The organism is Ruminococcus sp. (assembly GCF_019417665.1).
In the GTDB taxonomy this organism is placed as follows: Bacteria; Bacillota; Clostridia; order Oscillospirales; family Ruminococcaceae; genus Ruminococcus_C.
The window spans coordinates 5,132-25,561 of record NZ_DXUU01000030.1 but is presented as its reverse complement, the minus strand read 5'-3'; the positions used below and the strand labels follow the sequence as shown (position 1 = coordinate 25,561).

Below are 20,430 nucleotides of genomic sequence, written 5' to 3'. Positions count from 1 at the left end.
TGGGTTCCTCCTAATCTTTTTTGTAATATTCGCATTCATATCCGTCTGCACGGAGAATAAGTCCTTCTGCCCATGCAGGAGTTCTTGCCATCTGCTGACATACAGCCTGTACCGACATTCTGCGGTCAGCTTCAATAATCATTTCATCGTGGACGTGTGCCACAATAAAGCAATGGGATAAGGTCTGCATGGAATACATCAGTAAATCTCTTGCAATAGCTTGGACAACATTTTCCACGAACTTTGGCCCGTAGCTTTCAAGCCTGTCCCATTTCTTCTGAGCGTTAATGCCCATATATGTAACAGATTCACCGCCGAACTGGTTCTCACTGATACGGGGTTTAGCGTAAGCAAGACGCCTGCCGCTTGGAAGTTCAATAAACAGAAATCCAGATTCATAGGAGAATGTAAGTCCGTGTGTATCGATGGTTGTCTTTTCCTTTATTGCTTTCTTTGCGGCTCTGTCTACTGCCCACCACAATTCGGTAATACAGGGAGATGATGCTCTCCATTCGTCCACAATATTTTTCAGTTCAGCATTGGAAAGCCCCAGAGAATCTGCACCCATTGCTTTCATTGCACCAACTGAACCGCCATAGCCACAGTTGTGGACGAGTTTTCCTGATACGGTAAAACGATGATGTCTTCCGGCATTTCGTATATCATAAAGTCGAGCCTTGCGGATATTAGTCTCCAGCACTTTCTCCTGTTCACAACAGCCTCTTCCGCATCCTGAATAATTTCTTCTCTCGTCATGCCACTGGATAATTTTCGGATAACTGTTCCATACGCATACGGCCAGTAGGCTTGATCGAACATTGTTAATACAGTAGTTCGCTTGTTTAAGTTGTTCTCTGTATGTGTTACAAATCTCAAATTTCCCGGAGCGTAGTCTCCATTGTCGTCGATTCTGTCGATTTCCATTTCTCTGTCGGGAATTCCATATTTCGTAATAAGATATAAGCCCGCCGCAGTTACGGATGAAAATTTGAACTTTATTCCTCTTGTACCATAATTTGGATAGCCTGCGTCGTTGGGATTCTGACATCGTTGCTTTGCAGCGGTCAGTCTTCTGTCTAACCATAGAGGAATACGCCTTGGCTGTGAGCAATGCTGACAACCTTTTGATTTTCCATTTGTTAGGTTTGATAGAAGTGTCCACTGAGTTGATTTGCATCCCGTACATTCTGTTAATACATAACAGTGATTCATAGCTTTGTTCCAACGTTTTTCTGCACTGATGATTTTCACCCAACCGTATTGCTTTCCCACCATTTCCGGTTTGTACGAGATGTGCGCCGCAGGCGGAGGCGATTGCAAATTGTATCGGCCTCGATTGCCCTTCAACCCAGACAAGGTGGTCTGGGGTTGCTGTGAGTCCTTCATATGTTATTACCTCACGTTCTCCCTTATAAATGACGCCTTCATGGTGTACCCAGTTTTCTCCATCCCAAAGTAAGTCATTAGTTGTAACTTCCTCAATAGGTATTAGACCATGATTAGTCAAAACAAGCTGTCCTTCCGCAATACAGGCAAGCTCCGCCACCTTACCTTTCTGCCTGAGATGTGCGTTTTCGCCATGCTTTACAACAGGAACTCCGAACATCTTTGACGCTGATGCACAATAAATGTCCTCACCGTTTTCAAATGCCTTAATTCGCCATTCTTCACCCGCAAGCCACGCAATCACGCGAGCCTCAATAGCAGAAAAGTCCGCAACGATAAACTTCATACCCGGTCTTGGGATAAATGCAGTACGGATAAGCTGAGAAAGCGTATCAGGAACATCATCATATAGCATTTCGATTTCATCGTGGTATCCGTACTTTACAATTTCTCTTGCCTCTGTTAAATCGGGAATATGGTTTTGAGGCAGGTTTTGCAATTGGACGATTTTGGAACAGTATCGACCTGTTCTCGATGCACCATAAAACTGGAACATTCCACGCACTCTGATATCAGAACATACAGCAGTTTTCATAGCTGTATATTTTTTTACCGATGATTTTGACAGCTGTAACCTCATTTCAAGCACAGACCTGACTGGCTCCTTTGCAGTTTTGATGAGTTCCTTCACCTGTGCCTTGCCGAGAGAATCCGACTTGTAACCCTGCTTTTCAAGCCAGTCAAGTAACTGATATACGGAGTTCGGATTCTCTACACCTGTAAGTTTTTGCATTTCAGAAGTCAGCTTTGCCTTTGACTGTTCATCAAGGGTAATGGCGGCGTCAGCAAGTTCCATATCAACGAGAATTCCACGGTCGTTTATTTCCTGGTCAAGGTAAAATTCCTCCCACAGGAAATCAGGAACAGGAAAGCGTGACAGCTTTCTATCAATTTCCATTTCAGCTTCAACGTCACGTTTGTTGTATGCCTTGAATATTTCCCATTTGTCTGGATAATCAGATGGATTATGGAACTGCGGCACACCGTCAATTGTGTCATAAGGTACACAAAAGAACTTGATGAGAGCCTTTCCTTCTGTCATTTTCTGTTGCTTTATTCCCAGAACTGTGCCGACTTCTGCAAGGGAAGAAGGAAGTCCGAGAGTTCGGCTGTGTATCATGGTGCATTGCCAGCCTTCCGGATTCAGATAGTCACCGACAGTATCTTCATTTATGCTGTAGCTCTGAAAGTACTGAGGATAATTCTTTTGAAGATAACGTGACAGGCACACTCTTTCAAAATTCACGTTAAAGGCTCTTTTTATTACTTTTTCGTCAGTAAGTGCTGAGAGAACATTTTCAGGTATTTTTTCGCCGTTTGCTGTATCCACAATCTGAACAGGCTGTCCGTCCACGGAATATGCAAACAGCAAAATATCAAAATACGGCGAATCGGCGTAAGCATAGACGCCGCATTTGGTAATATCACGGTCACTGCGGGTTTCCAGATCGATTTCTATTTCTTTCATAATCATCACATCCTAACTCCCACCCAAGCATTAAGCCTAACTGCCCACCCAGCTATTCATGTATTATCAGTCAAGAAAATCATCATCAAGATCCGCAAAATCATCCTCCGCACGGCTCTTTCCGCCGAGAGGCTCACCATCACGGATTTTCTGCAAATTATTCAGTCCGCAAGCAATTCCTTTATTCCCGTTGGAATTGAATGCATAGAAGTTTATGGAAGCTCTGCCATATACACCGCTGTATACCTCGCTGGTATCAATAATCGGCTGACAGTTTGCATCTACAATTCCCGGCGCAGAAGCAGAATTTGCGTTGATGAAATAGCTGTTTGCATAAGCCTCGTCATCAGGGCGCTCAACATCGCCGTCACGGAGAGGTGTTTTCAGTGCCTTAAGCTGCGGCACAGTTTTTCCGTTTCCTTTCAGTTTGCTCTGCCCCTCCTCATATGCCGCCTGAATGGCTGCACGGACTTTTTCAATGGTCTTTGTATCGGACTTCGGAATGATGAGAGAAATGCTATATTTCGGAGCACCTCCGTCAATAGCTTTTGGCTGCCATACGTTTGCATAGCTCCAGCGTGTTTCAGGACCCGTGATTACCTTTGTGGGATTAACATATTTTGCCATAATTAAAATCTCCTTTAAAATCATTTTGTGCAGGGTTCCACGCTTTTCTATTGTCAGAAGCAGGAACCAGCGTTGGTTTGCCTTGTGGTTTGCATACATATTTGCTGAGAAGTTTATCAAACTTCTTTTTGCCGCCCAGCAGTTTTGTCATTGCTGTGATGCCGAGAACCTCCGGTTCGCAATATGGATTCTTGCCCGCTGCCTTGACCGCTTCTGCAACTGCTTTTTCATCGGTATATTTGCGGTTGGACCTGCCTTCAACTACCTTGTAGCCTGTCCACTGCTTTCCGGCAAGTGCCTGGGAGAGTGCATATTCTTTTACATCTGCCGCCCATGCTGTCAGGGCATCTGCCTTTTCAAGAATTGCCTCGATCTCCGTGTCCTCCAGTGTTGCGGCAGGTGCAAAGTCATACTGTGCAAGCGTAAGATTATATTCTGCACGTTTGCGGCAGGTTGCTTTGACTTTACAGAAGCGGCAGTGTTCTCCTGCACAGAATTCTCCCTCACCTTTAGCGGCAAGTTCTGCTTTCGGTTTCAGTTCATTTTCTGCCCAGCAGAGTAATTCAGACACTGAGATTACTGATTCACTGACATTTTCAATTCTCGGCTGAAAAATAACCATGCAGATTTCTTTGATGTCATACAGACTGTCAAAAAGTTTCAATGCACCCAAAGCGTACAGCATCATCTGACTGTTGTTTTCAGCGGATACCGGTACACCCTTCCCGTGCTTGTAGTCAATGACAGTAAGCACATCATCAGCAACAATAACGCAGTCACCTGTGCCGAACCCGCCAGGAACATATTTACTGAAATCCAGCCGCTGTTCCACCATTATCACCGGATCACTGTATTTGCTGATTTCTTCAGCGATGTACTGGGCATAGCTGTCAGTGCATTCTGCCATCTCCTCATCGTAGAAGTCGAGATTCTCAGTCGGGTCAGGAGCATCAATACCAAGCAGCTTGTTTACCTTGTATTCGGCAAGCTCATGGGCACAGGTGCCTTCACGGGCATAGTCCGTTGTGATATCAGGGATTTCTGCGTTCAGTTTTGCTGACGGCGGACAGGCAAGCCACCTTGAACTTGCAGACGCTGACAGAACTGCATGGGCTCTTGTGCTGTGCTTAACTGCCAAGGTGCTCAGCCTCCTTCAGAAGTGCAGCATACTCACTTTCGGCGATGCCGGAGAGCTTTTCCGCGCCGTGTTTCATGAGCAGCTGCTTGACCTCTTCCGTGAAGCCTGCACGAGACTTGTTTGCAAGTACGGCTCTGACTTCCGGGAGTGTTACCTCCTCTATCGGCTCTGTTTCGGGAGTTATTTCAGCTTTTGGCTGTTCCTCCATAGGCGGATAGATCTGGGTAAAGGTTTCCAGTTCAGCCTGTGTGGCACTCTCCGCCCATTCCGTTGCAACTGCAACAAAATCACTGAGTGCAGAAAGAACTTCTAACAGGGTTTTCATGCTTTTCACTCCTTTGTCTGGAAAACAAAAAAGCCTGATTTGACAATAGGAATCCGGGGCTATCTCGTTAAACACAAACGGACTTGAAGTTTCTTTGTGCTGTGTGAGATATCCCTTTGCCCTATTGCAAATCAGGCAATTTGTTTTCTCTTTTGTTGTATCAGTCAGGTGGTTATCCTTGACTGTGTTTCTATCATACCATGGAAAATGACAGGTTTCGAGGACATCTCGTGTCCCTTTTTTTATTCATTTTAAGGCCTGGATTAATGAATATCCTGCATAATTTAGTATGGTATTCACATATATCTTGCTTATGGATTTTTATCTGTTGTAATATGTGCACAAAAATAAAGGGACACGAAAAGTCCTTTTTTTAAGATAATTTTTTTTGAAAAATGCAGATAAAAAAGCGGCTGAGAAATTCACTCAACCGCTGTCAATTTATTGGCCGAAGGCTGCTGTAAGCAAATCCTCTTTTAATGGACTAAGGTTCGATATCGAGGACATGCGAAAAATCTGCATAAGCTGAATGTGCTGTTCGCATGTGCCAATCTGCTGATGGTAAAACGTGGGCGGATAAAAAGCTAGGATTTACTTGCAAGGGGCTAAGTGCGCCCTTTTGCGGATAACGGACTTCAAATAGAGCCTGAAAGCATCTCGAAACGTCTAAAATATGGACGTATTTTTACCTTTCTTGCTGTTTTATACTCAAAGGCATGATTATTGTTGCAATCTTTTTTCATCTATCGCTTTTGTTCAGTGTGTTCTTAGATTTACGCAATTATCCCTCTGTCAACTAGTTTTACTTGCTGAATCTAGAAAATTGTGCTTTATGCAATGCATAAAAATGTTGAATAAGTACTTTGTGATTTCTTTCTTTTCAAAAAATGTTCGTATAATTCTATGAAATCGAACGTCGACTTTTGTGTGCTTTACACAAAAATTGTGTTTTGGTGTAGACGAAGTGAATTATTTCTTGACTTTAGTCTAAAGAAGTGGTATAATCAATATAGCTGAATAAGGAAATACAGATGGAAATGTTTTGTATTTCAAAAATCCTGTGTATCACAGCAATTATTAGTTTGAGTACGAAATAGTTGTTGCTATGATATAAGTATTTGATCTGTAAAAGGAGAAGATGGAAATGAATCGGAATTTAAAGACAGTATTTGCGGTGGCAACTACTATAAGTGCAATTGCAGCTGTAAATTGTTCAACTGTATTTAATTGTAGTGCGGAAGAAGCTAGTCCTAATGCGTATGTATATTTAAGAAGTGTATCTGAAGATGTAAAATATGAAGGAATGGATTCTTCTACAAATACAGTTTCTGCTGGTGCAGTTACAGCAACTGTGTCAAAAGATGGAAATTATGAGGTTGCTATTGATCTGTCAAAAGAAAATAGCGAAATGAAGATTGATGAAATTTCTATTCTCCAGTTGAGAGTTGATGCGAAATCTGATGAAGAAGCTGGCGCTAATTTGAAGGTTGATTCTTTGAAGATCGATGGAAATGATGTCGCATTGACCGGTGATCAGAAATGCTCAAAATCAGAGGACGGCACAAGCTTGTATGTGGATTTGTGCAATGTTGGTGATTCGGATAGTAAGAATCTGTTTAACAGAAAAGATTATCAGAATATTTCAACAGTTACGATTGATTTCACTGTAACAAATTGGCCGAGTGCTGAGGCTGAAACGACTGAAAAGGCAACAGAGCCTATGGAAGCAACGGAAGAAAAAAAGAGCGATGAGGTGCTCAGCGTTCCGAAGACTGGTGATACTGCATTGATTTTGGGCATTATGACGGCAGTAGCCGCTGCTGTTGGCGTGTGCGTTTCAAAAAAGAGAAAATAATGATTTAACGAATGGGCTTGCTTTTAAACGCACATTAGATACATTTTTTATATGTATCGAGTGTTAAAAAGTAAGCTTTTTCATTTAGGAGGAAGTTTAAGAGGATGAAACAAAAAAAAGCAAAATCTGTAGCGTTACTGAGTGCTATAACAATGCTTTTAACTGCTACTGCGTGTGGGAAATTGCCGCCAAAATACCCAGGGATCGAAGAAGACGATAAGAAAATTGAAATGGGCGATCGCTTTCAGGTGAATTTCTTTTTTCAGAATAACGAGAACAGCTATTACATTAGCCCGAATGGCGATGCATATCAATTCTTTAATGCTCTAGCTCAGACATTTTCTTCAATGTCTTATTCTGAAGTATCCAAAACTTATGTTATGGATTATGCGGATGAGGCACAGAAATATAATATTGTTGAATATGATCGAAATGCGCATGACAATTTGATTTGGGAAGATGCCAGAGAGGAATATGCTTGCGGCGGAAAAAAAGCAAAAGGAAAAGATAATTTCTATATTTTGGATAGTGAGCATGACATTTCTATGGATAGCCGTGTAGACGGCGGAATGCTTCATCTGTTTTTGAATGAGGTTGAAAAGGTATCAGACATTACTCCAAGTGATTCAAAAGAACAGGTAGATTCTTCTGTTGCAGAGGAGCAAAAGAAAGATGAAAATAAAAGAGAAGATAACAAAAAGGAAGAAAAAACGAAAGGAGATAACAATAAAGCTACTGATTCCAAAGAAAAGAAAAATGATTCTTTCTTTGAACCGGATGCAATCAATGTTCTTTTTACAGATTTGAGTGAAAAAGATATTACATACCTGGGAGAAAAATTACGACAGTGCTACACGCAGGATAATCGGTATAGTGCGTGTGTAATGGCAATGAAACTGGAAATGTCAGAGGGCTCAAAGGAAGAGCCGCATTGCATATATTATGCCGGAAAAGACAATGCAAATGGCTTGACAAAAAAAGATGTGGGAGACAGCCGCTGGTTCTATTTGCTTATGATGGGACCGACAACGGATCTGGCAACTTTTGCTCAGAATTTGACACAGCATCTGAATCAAATTGGAATTCAAGAAGGTAATGCTGATGATGGTGGATATGAGATCTCAGATTTGAATTTCACATCAACTGATTTTGATGCTCAAAAGGATCTGAAGATCCAGACCTTAGATCAGATGAGCGAAAAGGATAAGAAAGATACATCTGATAAAGCTGTTAATCGATGCTTTGAAAATTATATGGTTCGTTTGAATCCGGTAGAAGATGCTGATTCTGTATTCTCGGTTGGCATATATCGTGATTCTATTTTGGAATACAAATATACGAGTGCTGAAAAACAACTCGGATTAGATGGCTATAACAATGCAAAAACAAAGGATTTTGCAATTAACATTACACTTGACAAGAAAATTGAGCAATTTGATCTTGTTGCGAAAGATACAAAATTGGATTACGTTTTTGGCAATCCGGTTATTTATTATGAAAAGGATTCAAAGTGGACGGAAATGGATCCGGATCATCAGGAAAGATTTTTCCATGAGGTATCGACCGAAGGAAACGATGGCAAGCAGTTGACGCTGATCGGTGACAACTCAGACGAATGCGGTATTCATAATATTTATGTTACAGTACCCATTTTGCAGAAAGCAACAGTTAGCAATATCATTAGTACTGATCCAACATCGACCACTGACTGGGTTTTGAAGGAATGTACATTCAATAGTTCCGATCCAAATGAAGAGGTTAAGCGAACTTATTACTTCGATAAATTCTACATGAATTTGTTCGACATGGAAATCGAAAATTCTCGTGATGAAAATGGAAATCGGTTTAATGATGAAAAGGATATTTATTCTCAGATCGATGAATTGAAGATCCTGATCGAAGATCTGCATTAACAGTAGATAGCGCACATAGGACGTGAAAATCTAATCAAAGAGAGGAATCATTTTGAAAAAAATAAATTTAAAAAAATATCCTATATCTTTATGGCTGAAAATCGCAGCGCTATTTGTTGCAGTCTTAATATTCCTGTACTCAATCATTTTAGCCTGTGCTACTACAGCGAAAAAGCAAAGAAATGATCCTTCGAATTTAAATGCAGTGGTAGCAATTGCATCTAAAACTGGGACGGTGGATAATAAGTATCATGCAATACCTGAGGCAAAAGGATCATCTACTGTAGCTTCGGATGAAGCTGTTGTGAGTGAAATAACCGGTCCTGTTGAAACTTTTAAAGAGGAAAGTCTATCTCAGGATTCAAGTGAAAAATCAAGCGATTTATCCAGCATTGAACAGATCATAAATGATATGACTTTGGAAGAAAAGATATATCAGTTGTTTATCGTAGATCCTGAAACACTGGTCGACAATCAAGTCTCTTGTGTTGTTTCATCAGGTAAAGCCACACAGAATGCATTGCAGGAAAAGCCGGTGGGCGGTATCATCTATTTTGCGCAAAATCTAGAGGATGCGGATCAGACGAGTCAAATGATTTCTAACGTACAAGAGTATGCCCAAAGCAATCATGGCATTGGCTTATGGATCGCCGTTGATGAGGAAGGCGGAGATGTTGCAAGAGTTTCTTCAAGGCTGAATACAACACAATACAACTCTATGGAGTACTACGGAGCTCGTGGTGATACAGATGAGGTGTACAATGTTGGTACTGGGATCGCAGCGGACATCTCGCAGTTTGGCTTTAATTTGGATTTTGCACCAGTTGCAGATGTTAATCTGAATTCTGGTAATGAATTGGGCAACAGAATTTTCAGCAGTGACCCACAGGTCGTTGCAGACATGATCGGCGCTGTGGTACGTGGATTGCAAGGTAATGGAAATGTTTCTGCAACATTAAAACATTTTCCGGGGCTAGGTGCAGAAAATGGGAATACGCACTATGACTCCCAGGCTGTGATCGACAGGACATATGACCAGCTGCAGAATCAGGAATTTTTGCCTTTTCAAAGCGGCATAGATGCAGGTGTTGACTTTGTAATGGTTGGACATCAAACGATGACAGCTGCCGGGGATAATTTACCCTCGGATCTGTCAAGTGTTGTAATTACTGATTGGCTGAGGAATGAACTTGGTTTTAACGGTATCGTTATTACGGACTCGCAGAAGATGAATACAATTACCAATAATTATTCATCTGGACAAGCGGCTGTTAAATCGATTTTGGCAGGTGCAGATATTATTTTGATGCCGAAAAATTTGAATGCTGCATTCGATGGTGTCTATCAGGCAGTACAGAATGGACAAATTTCGGAAGAACGTATTGATGAAAGTCTATACCGAATCCTAAATAAAAAGGAATCACACGGCCTGCTAAATAATTAAGGAGAGGGAAGTTCAATGTATGACAGAATAAAAAAGGAGTTCCAAAAAGGAATCTTATTCGGTTTAATTGCTTCATTTGTTTTAATGCTAGCAGTAGCAGCAATTTTATTATGGGGATTTCAGGATGGATTGGAACTAACCCAACGCTGCCATGTTTCTTGGTCAAAAGTCATAACTTTTTCAGTTGCGACATTTGTCGTACTTGCCTTACAAACGCTTGGGTATGTGGTGTTTCATAACAAGTGTAAGTTTTATGTCACATTAAAAAATGCAAAGTTAAAAATGGCTTGGACGAGCAGAGGAAAAATGCGTTTTTTCTTAGGAACTACAGTTCTTTTTGTAATAATTCCAGTTGCAATCGAATATTTCCTGTTGCCTCTTATTGTGGATCAGAATCATAATCTTATGTGGTTCTTTTCCAGTGGAATGGGAATTCTGTGCTTTGTAATTACATTTGTTGAAGCAGCGGCACTCAGTATATTACAAAAGCTCATATTTACAAAAGAGGTATAATATAGGAGGTTAAAATGAGAAAAAACAAAACAGTTTGGAACAACTATAGATCCAATGGAATAAAGAGCATCGTAATCGCCCTGCTGATTTGGGTTGCAATTGGTGTTGGAATATGGTTTTTGATTCCGAAATTATCTTGGTTTAGCGTAGTAGCTGGTGCAGAAGATATTGAATTAAGAATACGTGTAATACGGCTTATCATTTTGGAAGTGACACAGCTTATTCTGATGATTTGGCCAATGGTTGAGTATTTATTCGCTTTTCATCGTGTTACTACAATTCGAGATAAGTATAAATGGTATCTGCCATTTGCAATTATGATATGTGTAAGTTTAGTAGCTATTTTGATTGTGAATGCTGCAACATTGACTACGGGATGGATCACCCTGATTCAAATGGTTGGAATTCTTGCTGTAATATGCATTCCTCGATTTTTGTTCCCGCCACAGTAAATAATGGCAAGAAATTAAACATATAGTAGAAAGGGTAAGGTTACTTATGGCAAAAAGAATTGAGTTCAAGGCGTACGGTGGTACGGGCACATTGATTGGACGATGCTTTTTAACACTTTTGGCGCTTAATGCTGGAGATTTGGCAACAGATGATCATAAGGATGATAAATGCGTCATTTATCAACTCGATTATGATGATATTGTTCCAGTAGGCGGCGAAATGAATGATGGAACATACTTTAACAATATCATCGAAGATTACAGAAAGCTGCATAACAGAGGGTTGAAGTTTATTGCTCCGATAGACATTCAAAAGCATCCCTTGACTTTGAAAAGTGTGAGAGCAACTGCCTATGGCATAGAAGAGGACAAATATAGTCTGGAATCATTATTCTGTAGTAAGAAGCATAAATCTGAGATCAAAGAACTTCTTTCTTCTTCCTTTACAACAAATGCAAATACAAATACGGAAGAAATTGAGCGTTCAAACCGAGATGGCTGCTATGGTGACCTGGCGGTAAACGGTTTTATCAGTGAACGTCTGATCGTTGATGGTTCTTTCCAGAAGCGGAAAGCTTACAATGACCTGGCAGGTAATTTACAGGATGCAGTTATCTTTTATGCAGGATCGACAGATGGCGGTACTGCAAACACAATGATCGACAAAGATATTTTGTCAATGTTGTATTATTTGAAGGACAATGGTAAGGAGATTGGACATAGTCGTCAATTCCGTGTATACGGTCTGCGTACTACACCGTATAGTAAGTTTAAGCTTGTTGGTCAAGCTGACGATCTGAAAATCACTTCGGATATTTTGCGCGATAAATTTGAGATGTCTAGAGGTGTTTTCCGGAACATCAAGAGCCAAAATGAAAAAGCGGATAATAGTGATGTAGAACATTATAGCTATTATAACATAGGGATAAACCAGAATTATTGGTTGGATGGACTGTTCATTGCTGGCAGCAGCAAATTGGACATCACAGCGCAGGAGGCGAGGAAAGACAATCAATTTCATCCTTCGCATTTGGTTGAGTTTGCACTGGCAGCTGAAGCGATGGATGCCATTGCAAACCGAATTCCGCAATTGCACGAGGAGTCTCCGCATTTGTTTGCATATAATGATGGCGTAGATGAAGAACGTGGTGATGTTGTTACATTAAATACGTTTTTCAAAAACGCATCCGTAAAATACGATTGTAGTGTACTTCTGCAAAATGATATTGATGGTTCAGTTTCTTACGCAAAATATGTACGTGCAATTCTGCTGACATTGGTAACGATTAAGGGTCAAATGATCAAAGACTTTTCCGATTGGAACAATGGAGTCAGAATTTCTTATGTCAAAGACATTTTTAAGAGTGCTGAACCGGCGGCTGATGAGGTCACTCCATTTATTGCGCAGGAACTCCAGGCATTCTTAAATGAGTCTAAGTTTATTGTGATGACTTTTGTAGAAATGATGGATTTTTCAAGATTTGATAAGCCAAGCTCTTTAACAGTTGGATTTGTGGAAGATGCAGTTCGATACTTGTATGAGCGTGATAATTTTAACAACGCAGTAACGTTGCCATCAGGATCTTGTTTATCTATTGACACTGACAATGGATATCAGATTCAAGCAATAGCGAATCCAATGTTTACTGTTTTGGATGAAATGCACACAATGCCATTTGGACCAGGCGGTGTGTTTAGCAAAGCCAATCTAAGAAGTGAAAAATTATATTTAAATTCTCAGGGCGCAACAGCAGCGGAAAGTGGAAGAAACATTGCCAATAATATGATTCAGCGTACGTTCGAAGTTTATCTCAACTTACTTTAATTCAATGGATCGCATTAAAAATAAGGCAGGAAGGAAGTAAATTTCTATGAGTTATGTATATCCAGGTGTAAAATTTACTGGAGAAAGAACACAGCCTATTGACATCGATGGACTCATAAACAGTATTCAGGTTTGGGCTGAAAAAGGAAATTTAGGTGTAATGGGTGCACCTACCTATAAGTCCAGCAATAAGACAGCAGCATATTTTGACTTTTTGGAAATTGAAAACAAGTCATTTTTGGATGGACAGGTAAGCGAATTTAAAAGTGCACCAGACAAGGCAGAGTTTCAGGATTTGAGAAAGTATATGATTATTTTGTCGAATATCCTTTTGGCTGAATATTTGAGCATGACCTTAAAAGTACAAAACATAGATTATTTTACTATCTGTGACTATGATGGTATGCATGATGACTTGCAGAAATCCATTAGGAAATGGGCAGTTGCAATCGACAAAGATAATGCAGATCATCTGACAGAAATTTGTATGGAATTAGATCATGGCGTTTATCCGCTTGCTTTTTATTCCACAAATGGATTACGCATTTATCCATTCAACACGATCAATATCGTTGCTCTGTCACGTTTGATTGGATGGGACTCTGAAAAAGAATCTTTTACATTTGAAAAATTTAAGGCAGATCTGGATGCGGTTCCTGGTGCAAATCGTGCGCTTTATTCCGCATTAAATGATGTTGAGGGTAATTTACTGCAAGTAAATGCGGCTAAAGCATTAAGCCAGTGGCTTTCTTTAACATATCCTGGAGAAGTTCTACAGCCAAATGGTGCTCCTTTTCCCTTTGAAAAGAAACCGGTTTTTATTCAGGATACAACTATGTCTCTTGATCTTCCGATTTGTGCTGGTCCTCTTGAAGTTGAAAACAAGTTTTCAGATCAACTGTTGATCATAAAATCGAATTCCAATGTTTTAAATCACGATTATAGTTTTTGTGTTGTGGAAAATATGGAAATTGGTATTACAGATACCAATGCACCGGTTCATGCTGTGATTCCGCCTTTGAGTGAAGATCTGATGGATGAAATCAGAAAACCTGATTCCGATGTTGATTTTATCGACTGTAAAGTTGTAAAGGCACATGGTGCATATGAAGCAACAATTTATTTGAAGATCAAAGGTGCTCTTTATTCGTATACAAATACGTATGCAGCTGGTGATGTTAGAAAATGTGATAACTTCCCTTTGATTTCTGTTTTGGTTGGGGAAGGTCAGCCGACTTCTGTTCGTTTGATTAAGAGTAATTACGATCCTATTGAATCAGCACCAGTTAGTTATTTAAATGGTAGAGATATTCAATTGGGTAGTTCAACTGAACCGAATGAAATGCCATTTGATACACCTACAACAGTAAATGATTTCCCTTTTTTTGGTGTCCGTTATCACAATGCGCAGCAAGGAAGAACATTTTCCTGTGGTTACCTGTTTTTGCCGGATGAAAAAAATAATTCCGATATTACAAAAAATGCAACATCTACTGCTGTTGTCATTGACGATGATAATAATGTAGCTCAAATTTCAGTTTGGGATACAGCTGAAGGAATTATTAATTCGTACAATGTTTATAATGATAAAATTATCTTCTTTAATAAGAATTCGAGAGATGATTTCAATAATGATTCAGGTAAGATCTGGGGAAGCTTAAACCAAACAGTTTTCGAAGTTGAGGGCGGAAGCAAGTATGCTTTGGCTCCATTTAGCCGTGAATTTGCAGATATGATTGCAAAGGGTAACATCCAGATTGCAGAAGCACATTTAGAAGTAAACAAGAGTAACGGAAATAATTGGGACTTTTCAGTCGCATTCCAGTATGGCGGTAAACTTCTGACAACAGCTCCACGTATCTATAAGCCCGAAGAGCAGTTCCTTTGCGCAAACCCACCGTTTATCTATGCAGTTGATACGATAAACCCTGTTACCGGTTTGGAAGGTTATGAAGTCGTATTAGTTCAGAATATGCGCTACACATATCCAGAAGGAAGACAGAATCCAATTGAATCCAATGATCTGGTTTTCCAGATGGATAATAAGGATCTGAATACAAGCAGTGTATTTATTTCAGCCGATTCTGGAAACGTTGCATATATTGGAATATTTGACAAAAACGATGTTTACTATGGGCAGATTACCTTCCCGCTGAACCAGTATCGTATTAACGAAGGCTTTTACGCATTGAAAGATGCAACCTCAAAGTGCGATGCAATTTTGTTGGTAAGCAGTCAGGGTGCGAAGAAGCCAAAGCAGATCATTACTGGTCGAGTATTTGACGACAGCTTGTTCTTGATGGCAACAGAGAACGTTGCAAGTTTGGAATATCAGACTTGGAGAAATAGTGGCTTGTTGATCTCTGTCAATAACATGATGCGTGAGTCAGTTGATGAAAGAGAGTACGAAGCAGTATTCCCATTTAGTCTGAAGATGCTACAGAATTTGATGGCACAGAATCTTGTACTTTCTAAAACACGTCGACCGTATATTCAATATGATCAGAACGAAAAGAAATATGAAGTTTCTGTATTTATTGATAAAGGCGATGGCAGTGTTGTCGAATTTACAAGAAGATATTCAGTAAATGCCGTGGTGAAATGTGATAATTTGCCTTCTGTGATTCCGTTGGAGGATGAAACACAAAATTATTACATCACTCGTTTCAATAACGAACTCGAGCAAGTTGGCAGACAGAATGTCGATGGCTCAAATTTAACAATTGAGTATGTTGAAGAGAACCAGACGACAGAATTGGAGGTTGCTGAAGCAGTTCCGATTCAAGGAAAGAATGTAATACTGCGTCTTATTGCTCAAAACGGAAATGCACAAAACGGAAACAAGCAGTATACCTGCAACATTTGGTACAAAATTACTAGCGCTATATCTGAGTGTGTCTATGGCGTACAATCAAATGGTTCTCAGCACGTTTTTGACTTCAAAAATGGCATGGTACGTGAAATTTCTGTTTTTACAGATTATATGATGTGGACACCTGTTCAGTCGTCTGAATTTGCAAATGGAACACAGTGCCAGGCTGTCGGAACCGGGAATAGAAAAGATATGCGTGTATATTCCATTCCGATCACAATGGAGTTTTCACAGCTGATGGAAAAGCGCAATTTGCATATTGCAGATTATACGCACGTTAAATATTACACAAATCCAGCAGATTCTACCTCAGGGTTGAGAGATGTAGACAATTGTGATTATCTCTATGTAGAAATCAGTTTGACTGGTTTAAGAGGATCTTCGAAGGTTGTTAAGAAGTTCCATAAGAGTCATATCTTAAACTTTGTTGATTATCCGCTTCCTACGTTAACGGTATTCCCATTTGTAAATTTTGTTGCTGACGAAAGCTATGGTGAGTTAGCTGGAACAAGTTTGTGGCAGGAATATTCCTATGCGAAATTTACTCCTGAGGAAATTACACCTGAAAAGGCTGTTAATCACAGAAAAGAGTCACCATTGGGCTCACGTGTTGAGTTTTGGATCAATGATAAAAAAGTTGATTTTGAAAAACGAAGCACAAAAATTATGGATGCTGTCAATGAAGATAGTAAGAAAATTCGTATGGAAATTGCGAAAAACAATGGTTGGGGACAGTATATTCATATGAAATATGATGGCTCAAATCGTATTGCACCGAGTCATGATATTGATGTTGCTTGGGATGGGAAAGAACTTGGCTGTATCATTATGAAGCCTGCAAATGAAATCAAAGTTTCCAGAACAAGCCGTGCAATTGTCGGTGTCGATTTTGGTACAAGAAATTCCATCATTGCCATTAATAGACAGCTCAAACAAGGCGTGGTGTTCCCATTCCATGGCCAAACCAAGTTGCAGCAAATCATTATTCCGGGGATGCAGGAATCCGAATTTATGGATTTCTCTAATTTGAGTTACATTCCGCATTTTGGATCACGTGGAAATATTCCTGAAGGTTGCGGTAAATTTTCGTCTACCACTATGGTATACTCTTGTGCAACACAGACTAATGATCCTCTGATTCCGTATGATTCAGGTTTCATTCCTAATGTACAGGGCAATGTATTAAAACGTATTATGGAACGAATGGGCGAAGCTGGCACAATGGGAGATGTGCTGGGATTCTACAGTGACTTGAAGATCTCAACAAGTGGAGACAGTAATATGGTTGCCATTATGCAGAGAAATGTCAGACTGTTTATAAAGAGTCTGATGTTCCATACGGTACTGAATTGTTTCCAAGATGGCTGTGGTGATATCAATATACGCATTTCAATGCCTTCTGAACAGTTCCGTGATAATAATAAGGATGTTTGGACAGAAGCGAAAGATTATATTGAACAGTTTATTCCAAAAAATTCCGTTCAGATCGGTGAGTATGCGACAGAAGCGACTGCATTGTTCACTTACATACAGTGGATTATGAGACGTAGTGGATCTGCTGGATTGCCGAAGTATTCTGCAATTACAGATGGTGGTGATGGAACATACGACTTTACGATCAACAAGCTGGCAAATGGAAATTTAATGGATCCACAGGCATTTTCTTTGCGTTATGCTGGACAGCAAATTATGACTGACAGTATCAATGTGTTCTATGATCATTTGGTTCGACGTGAAAGCGGCAATCATAGTGCAAAGGTGAAGTCTGTATTCAAGGCAATGTGGTGCTCTAATTCTGGAAATAATGAAACGACTTTGGATGACTTTGTAAATCAATTGTCTAACTATCGTGCTGCTGGCGGTAATGATCGTGAGCGTGAAAAAACATTAGTTTTGATGCTTGTAGAAAAGTTTGGAATTGACTGTGCAAAATTGAAAAACAATAATTCGAAAACTGTTTTGGATAAATTTTTACCGCAGTATCAGAACTTTGCACGTATGATTCAGTATAAGTTCTTGTTCTTATTTAATATTTTGGGTGAACAGGTTCGCAAAAAAGTTGATTTTACAAAGGAAATCGAAACATCATTTACAATTTTTCTTTACGGAGGTACTGCGCAGGCACTCACAATTGCGGAGCCGTTTTGTCAAGGAAACTTACAGGCATTTGCTAGTCCTAATGCTTCCAAGCTGCCGATGGTAATGTTTATCAAATCTATGATGAACTTACCGAAAAATCGTAATGGTGCAGATATTCAGTTGAAGTTTATTCCTGCAAAGGATGCTGAAAAGCGTGAAATTGCTAGCGGTTTAATCTTGATGCGTCCAACGCATATGAAAAATTTCAATAATACGGCAGAGGATGTATTTGACCCGAATATGGACATGAATATCGGCAATATGGCTCCCGAAAGCAATCAATCCAATGATGATCCGTTTGACTTTGGTGATGCGTTTGGAGATCCTTTTGGCGATCCGGTTAATGATATCATTGGGGATAATAATGACGATTATTCAGATGAATCAAATGCACGAAATGTACGTCGTCCGGATACTGTAGAAACCTTTATTGAGGATTTGAAGCATATTCTGAAAACTCGTACTATGACAATTCAAAATAATGTGTATTCAATTGATAAGTTTTTGCCATTCCTGGATGAGAAAGGAAAACCCATCTTACTTTCTGGCATTTTGGATGACCCGATCGTTCGAGATGTTCTGGGAGGAGATTTAACAGTTATGTGGGATGCTGTTCTCGATGAAAATATGGACATCGATGATCCGGATCTGCTTTATCACATCTACACATTAAAAATGGTCGGTCTTGCAATTGAAACATATTTAAAGAAATAAACGCCCATTTAAGGACAGGAAAGCGCATTGCAGAAATAGATTGTGGTGCGCTTCTGTTCCTTATAAAGAAAATGAGTAGGTTATAAAATGGTGAGATAATGAGGAAAGAAAATAAAATTATTGAAATTTCAAACGAAAAAATTTCATCTGATTTTTTTTCAAGATCTGCTTTTTTGCTTACTAAGTCATCAACGCCACTGTTAGCTATACTTGCTGATCGTAAAGACGGTTGTCTAGACATATTTTTGTTAAAAAAATCTAATCAAGACTTTCAGTTGCTGGGTCGAAGAAAGATTCCATTCTGTACTGAGAAAGTTATTGCTGAAGGTTTGACAAGTATGTTTATTCAGCAAGTAAAAAGTGAAAAAAACAAATTAAATATAGTTGCAAAAAAGCTTTATGATTTGTTTTTGCCCTCCAAGGAGAAGAAAGGTATTTTTGAAAGTTTGCTTGTTCAGATAAAGATTGACAAATTTACTTTTGTATCCGTGTACCAAGACATCTATAAGTTAATGAAAAACTGTAGATTTGATTTTTCTAAGTTTAGACTTTATATTAGAAACAAAGATCCATTTTATATGTCTTTTTGTTCCAATATGCTTCTTCACTGGAATCTTCTCATGCAAATGTCTGCTTCTCTTTTAGGTGAGGCTTTTAGTGGAAGAGAATATAATTCTTCGGTTTCTTATTTCCTTTTTGGAGAAATCATGACACTCCTTTCGTTCATAGTTCCAACACGATCAGGGCAAAATCTTGTACAGTTTCGCCGCACAAATCGAGAAATGCCATATTTGATTGCTGCCAATTTTTTGAAGCATCTGGATAACTTTAAAAATTGTGATCTGGAAATGTCGATAAGTGCTTTTCCGTTTGAAGAAAAAATTGTATCGGCATCTCAGAAGATGGAGGAATATCAGAAAAAATATACTCCAGTTCAAAAAAAGCAAGTGTCTATTTTTCTGGATCATGTATATTCTATTCCTACAGATAGTTCTATATTTGCAGGCAGCACAAATGGAAAGCAATTAAACTTAAATGGTAATTTAATTTATTTGGCAGAAGATAAGATGCGTCTATTCGTTGCCCCATTTTCAGAAGACTTTTCTTTTTTGATTGCATCAGGTCAAGTTACAATTAAATTGATGAAGTGGGAAATAGAAAATGAGGAATGGAAATTTATCTTTGAGTATGAGCATGAAGGTCGGACAAGGCGTTTGAAACCGCAGATCTATTCGGGTGAAAAGATAATTGAACTAGAGCATTTTCCAAGCATCGTAGTCTATAAGAAACCAAATGATAAATCCCTTTATGCATATTCTGAATCGGACTGTGTCCAGGTAAGCGTATTTTCTGGTTTACAAAAAGATAATTTAATTGCCATTCCTGAAAAATCGCCAACAATATATTTTGGGATTTATAATAGTAATAATGAGTTTATGATGCAAGTTGATTTTTCTTTTTTGCAAAAGAGGTGAGATAAAATGGCGCATGGAATTTCTCCTGATATGTCAAATATTCCTGTATTTGATTTTGATAGTTTAGAAAGCTTAATTCCGGAAGATGAAGATAATTCGTTGTCTCAAAACACAGAATTGGATACAATAAGTGATGACCAAATACCGGATTTCGGATTTGACAACTTGCCTGGGGTGGACTTTGGTGACCCGGAGCCAATGCCGCAGGAAGAAAAGGCTGAGCC

General features: G+C 39.4%; 13 protein-coding genes. 9 read left to right on the top strand and 4 right to left on the bottom strand.

The window, feature by feature from the left end; genetic code table 11:
• Positions 1-10: 10 nt before the first annotated feature.
• From QZ375_RS08855 to QZ375_RS08840, 4 genes are all read right to left on the bottom strand, one after another.
• The gene (locus QZ375_RS08855; protein WP_295218040.1) at positions 11-2,914 is read right to left on the bottom strand and encodes a DNA polymerase; all 2,904 of its coding nucleotides are present in this window, start codon (positions 2,912-2,914) and stop codon (positions 11-13) included.
• Positions 2,915-2,980: 66 nt separating this feature from the next.
• Positions 2,981-3,541: a DUF2815 family protein gene (locus QZ375_RS08850; RefSeq protein WP_295218039.1), complete on the bottom strand. Its 561-nt coding sequence runs from the start codon at positions 3,539-3,541 to the stop codon at positions 2,981-2,983.
• Complete coding sequence (locus tag QZ375_RS08845; protein ID WP_295218037.1) at positions 3,525-4,679, bottom strand: DUF2800 domain-containing protein; 1,155 nt, start codon at positions 4,677-4,679, stop codon at positions 3,525-3,527. Before QZ375_RS08845 ends, QZ375_RS08850 begins: the two co-directional genes overlap by 17 nt.
• The gene (locus QZ375_RS08840) at positions 4,669-5,004 is read right to left on the bottom strand and encodes a hypothetical protein (RefSeq protein ID WP_365728717.1); all 336 of its coding nucleotides are present in this window, start codon (positions 5,002-5,004) and stop codon (positions 4,669-4,671) included. Before QZ375_RS08840 ends, QZ375_RS08845 begins: the two co-directional genes overlap by 11 nt.
• 1,144 nt (positions 5,005-6,148) lie before the next feature.
• Here QZ375_RS08840 and QZ375_RS08835 point away from each other — a divergent pair.
• From QZ375_RS08835 to QZ375_RS08795, 9 genes are all read left to right on the top strand, one after another.
• Complete coding sequence (locus tag QZ375_RS08835; protein WP_295218033.1) at positions 6,149-6,859, top strand: hypothetical protein; 711 nt, start codon at positions 6,149-6,151, stop codon at positions 6,857-6,859.
• 104 nt (positions 6,860-6,963) lie between these two features.
• A complete protein-coding gene (locus QZ375_RS08830; RefSeq protein WP_295218031.1) occupies positions 6,964-8,772 on the top strand; it encodes a hypothetical protein in 1,809 nt (602 codons plus the stop codon).
• A gap of 52 nt (positions 8,773-8,824) precedes the next feature.
• Positions 8,825-10,216: a glycoside hydrolase family 3 protein gene (locus QZ375_RS08825; protein WP_295218029.1), complete on the top strand. Its 1,392-nt coding sequence runs from the start codon at positions 8,825-8,827 to the stop codon at positions 10,214-10,216.
• A 15-nt stretch (positions 10,217-10,231) separates the two neighbouring features.
• Positions 10,232-10,729 carry a hypothetical protein gene (locus tag QZ375_RS08820; RefSeq protein ID WP_295218027.1) on the top strand — a complete coding sequence of 166 codons (498 nt, stop codon included), beginning with the start codon at positions 10,232-10,234 and terminating at the stop codon, positions 10,727-10,729.
• A 14-nt stretch (positions 10,730-10,743) separates the two neighbouring features.
• Positions 10,744-11,181, top strand: coding sequence for a hypothetical protein (locus QZ375_RS08815; protein ID WP_295218025.1), 438 nt, complete (start codon positions 10,744-10,746; stop codon positions 11,179-11,181).
• 46 nt (positions 11,182-11,227) lie between these two features.
• Positions 11,228-13,006 carry a hypothetical protein gene (locus QZ375_RS08810; RefSeq protein WP_295218023.1) on the top strand — a complete coding sequence of 593 codons (1,779 nt, stop codon included), beginning with the start codon at positions 11,228-11,230 and terminating at the stop codon, positions 13,004-13,006.
• A gap of 46 nt (positions 13,007-13,052) precedes the next feature.
• Positions 13,053-18,731, top strand: a complete 5,679-nt coding sequence (locus tag QZ375_RS08805) for a hypothetical protein (protein ID WP_295218021.1) — start codon at positions 13,053-13,055, stop codon at positions 18,729-18,731.
• Between the two features lie 98 nt (positions 18,732-18,829).
• Positions 18,830-20,206, top strand: a complete 1,377-nt coding sequence (locus QZ375_RS08800) for a hypothetical protein (RefSeq protein WP_295218018.1) — start codon at positions 18,830-18,832, stop codon at positions 20,204-20,206.
• 6 nt (positions 20,207-20,212) lie between these two features.
• Positions 20,213-20,430: hypothetical protein (locus QZ375_RS08795; protein WP_295218016.1), on the top strand; the 218-nt coding region annotated here is incomplete at its 3' end.

Coding starts and splice junctions, on each gene's coding strand:
- QZ375_RS08855 (WP_295218040.1), bottom strand. CDS start 2,914: ATGAAAGAAATAGAAATCGATCTGGAAACCCGCAGTGACCGTGATATT.
- QZ375_RS08850 (WP_295218039.1), bottom strand. CDS start 3,541: ATGGCAAAATATGTTAATCCCACAAAGGTAATCACGGGTCCTGAAACA.
- QZ375_RS08840 (WP_365728717.1), bottom strand. CDS start 5,004: ATGAAAACCCTGTTAGAAGTTCTTTCTGCACTCAGTGATTTTGTTGCA.
- QZ375_RS08835 (WP_295218033.1), top strand. CDS start 6,149: ATGAATCGGAATTTAAAGACAGTATTTGCGGTGGCAACTACTATAAGT.
- QZ375_RS08830 (WP_295218031.1), top strand. CDS start 6,964: ATGAAACAAAAAAAAGCAAAATCTGTAGCGTTACTGAGTGCTATAACA.
- QZ375_RS08820 (WP_295218027.1), top strand. CDS start 10,232: ATGTATGACAGAATAAAAAAGGAGTTCCAAAAAGGAATCTTATTCGGT.
- QZ375_RS08815 (WP_295218025.1), top strand. CDS start 10,744: ATGAGAAAAAACAAAACAGTTTGGAACAACTATAGATCCAATGGAATA.
- QZ375_RS08810 (WP_295218023.1), top strand. CDS start 11,228: ATGGCAAAAAGAATTGAGTTCAAGGCGTACGGTGGTACGGGCACATTG.
- QZ375_RS08805 (WP_295218021.1), top strand. CDS start 13,053: ATGAGTTATGTATATCCAGGTGTAAAATTTACTGGAGAAAGAACACAG.
- QZ375_RS08800 (WP_295218018.1), top strand. CDS start 18,830: ATGAGGAAAGAAAATAAAATTATTGAAATTTCAAACGAAAAAATTTCA.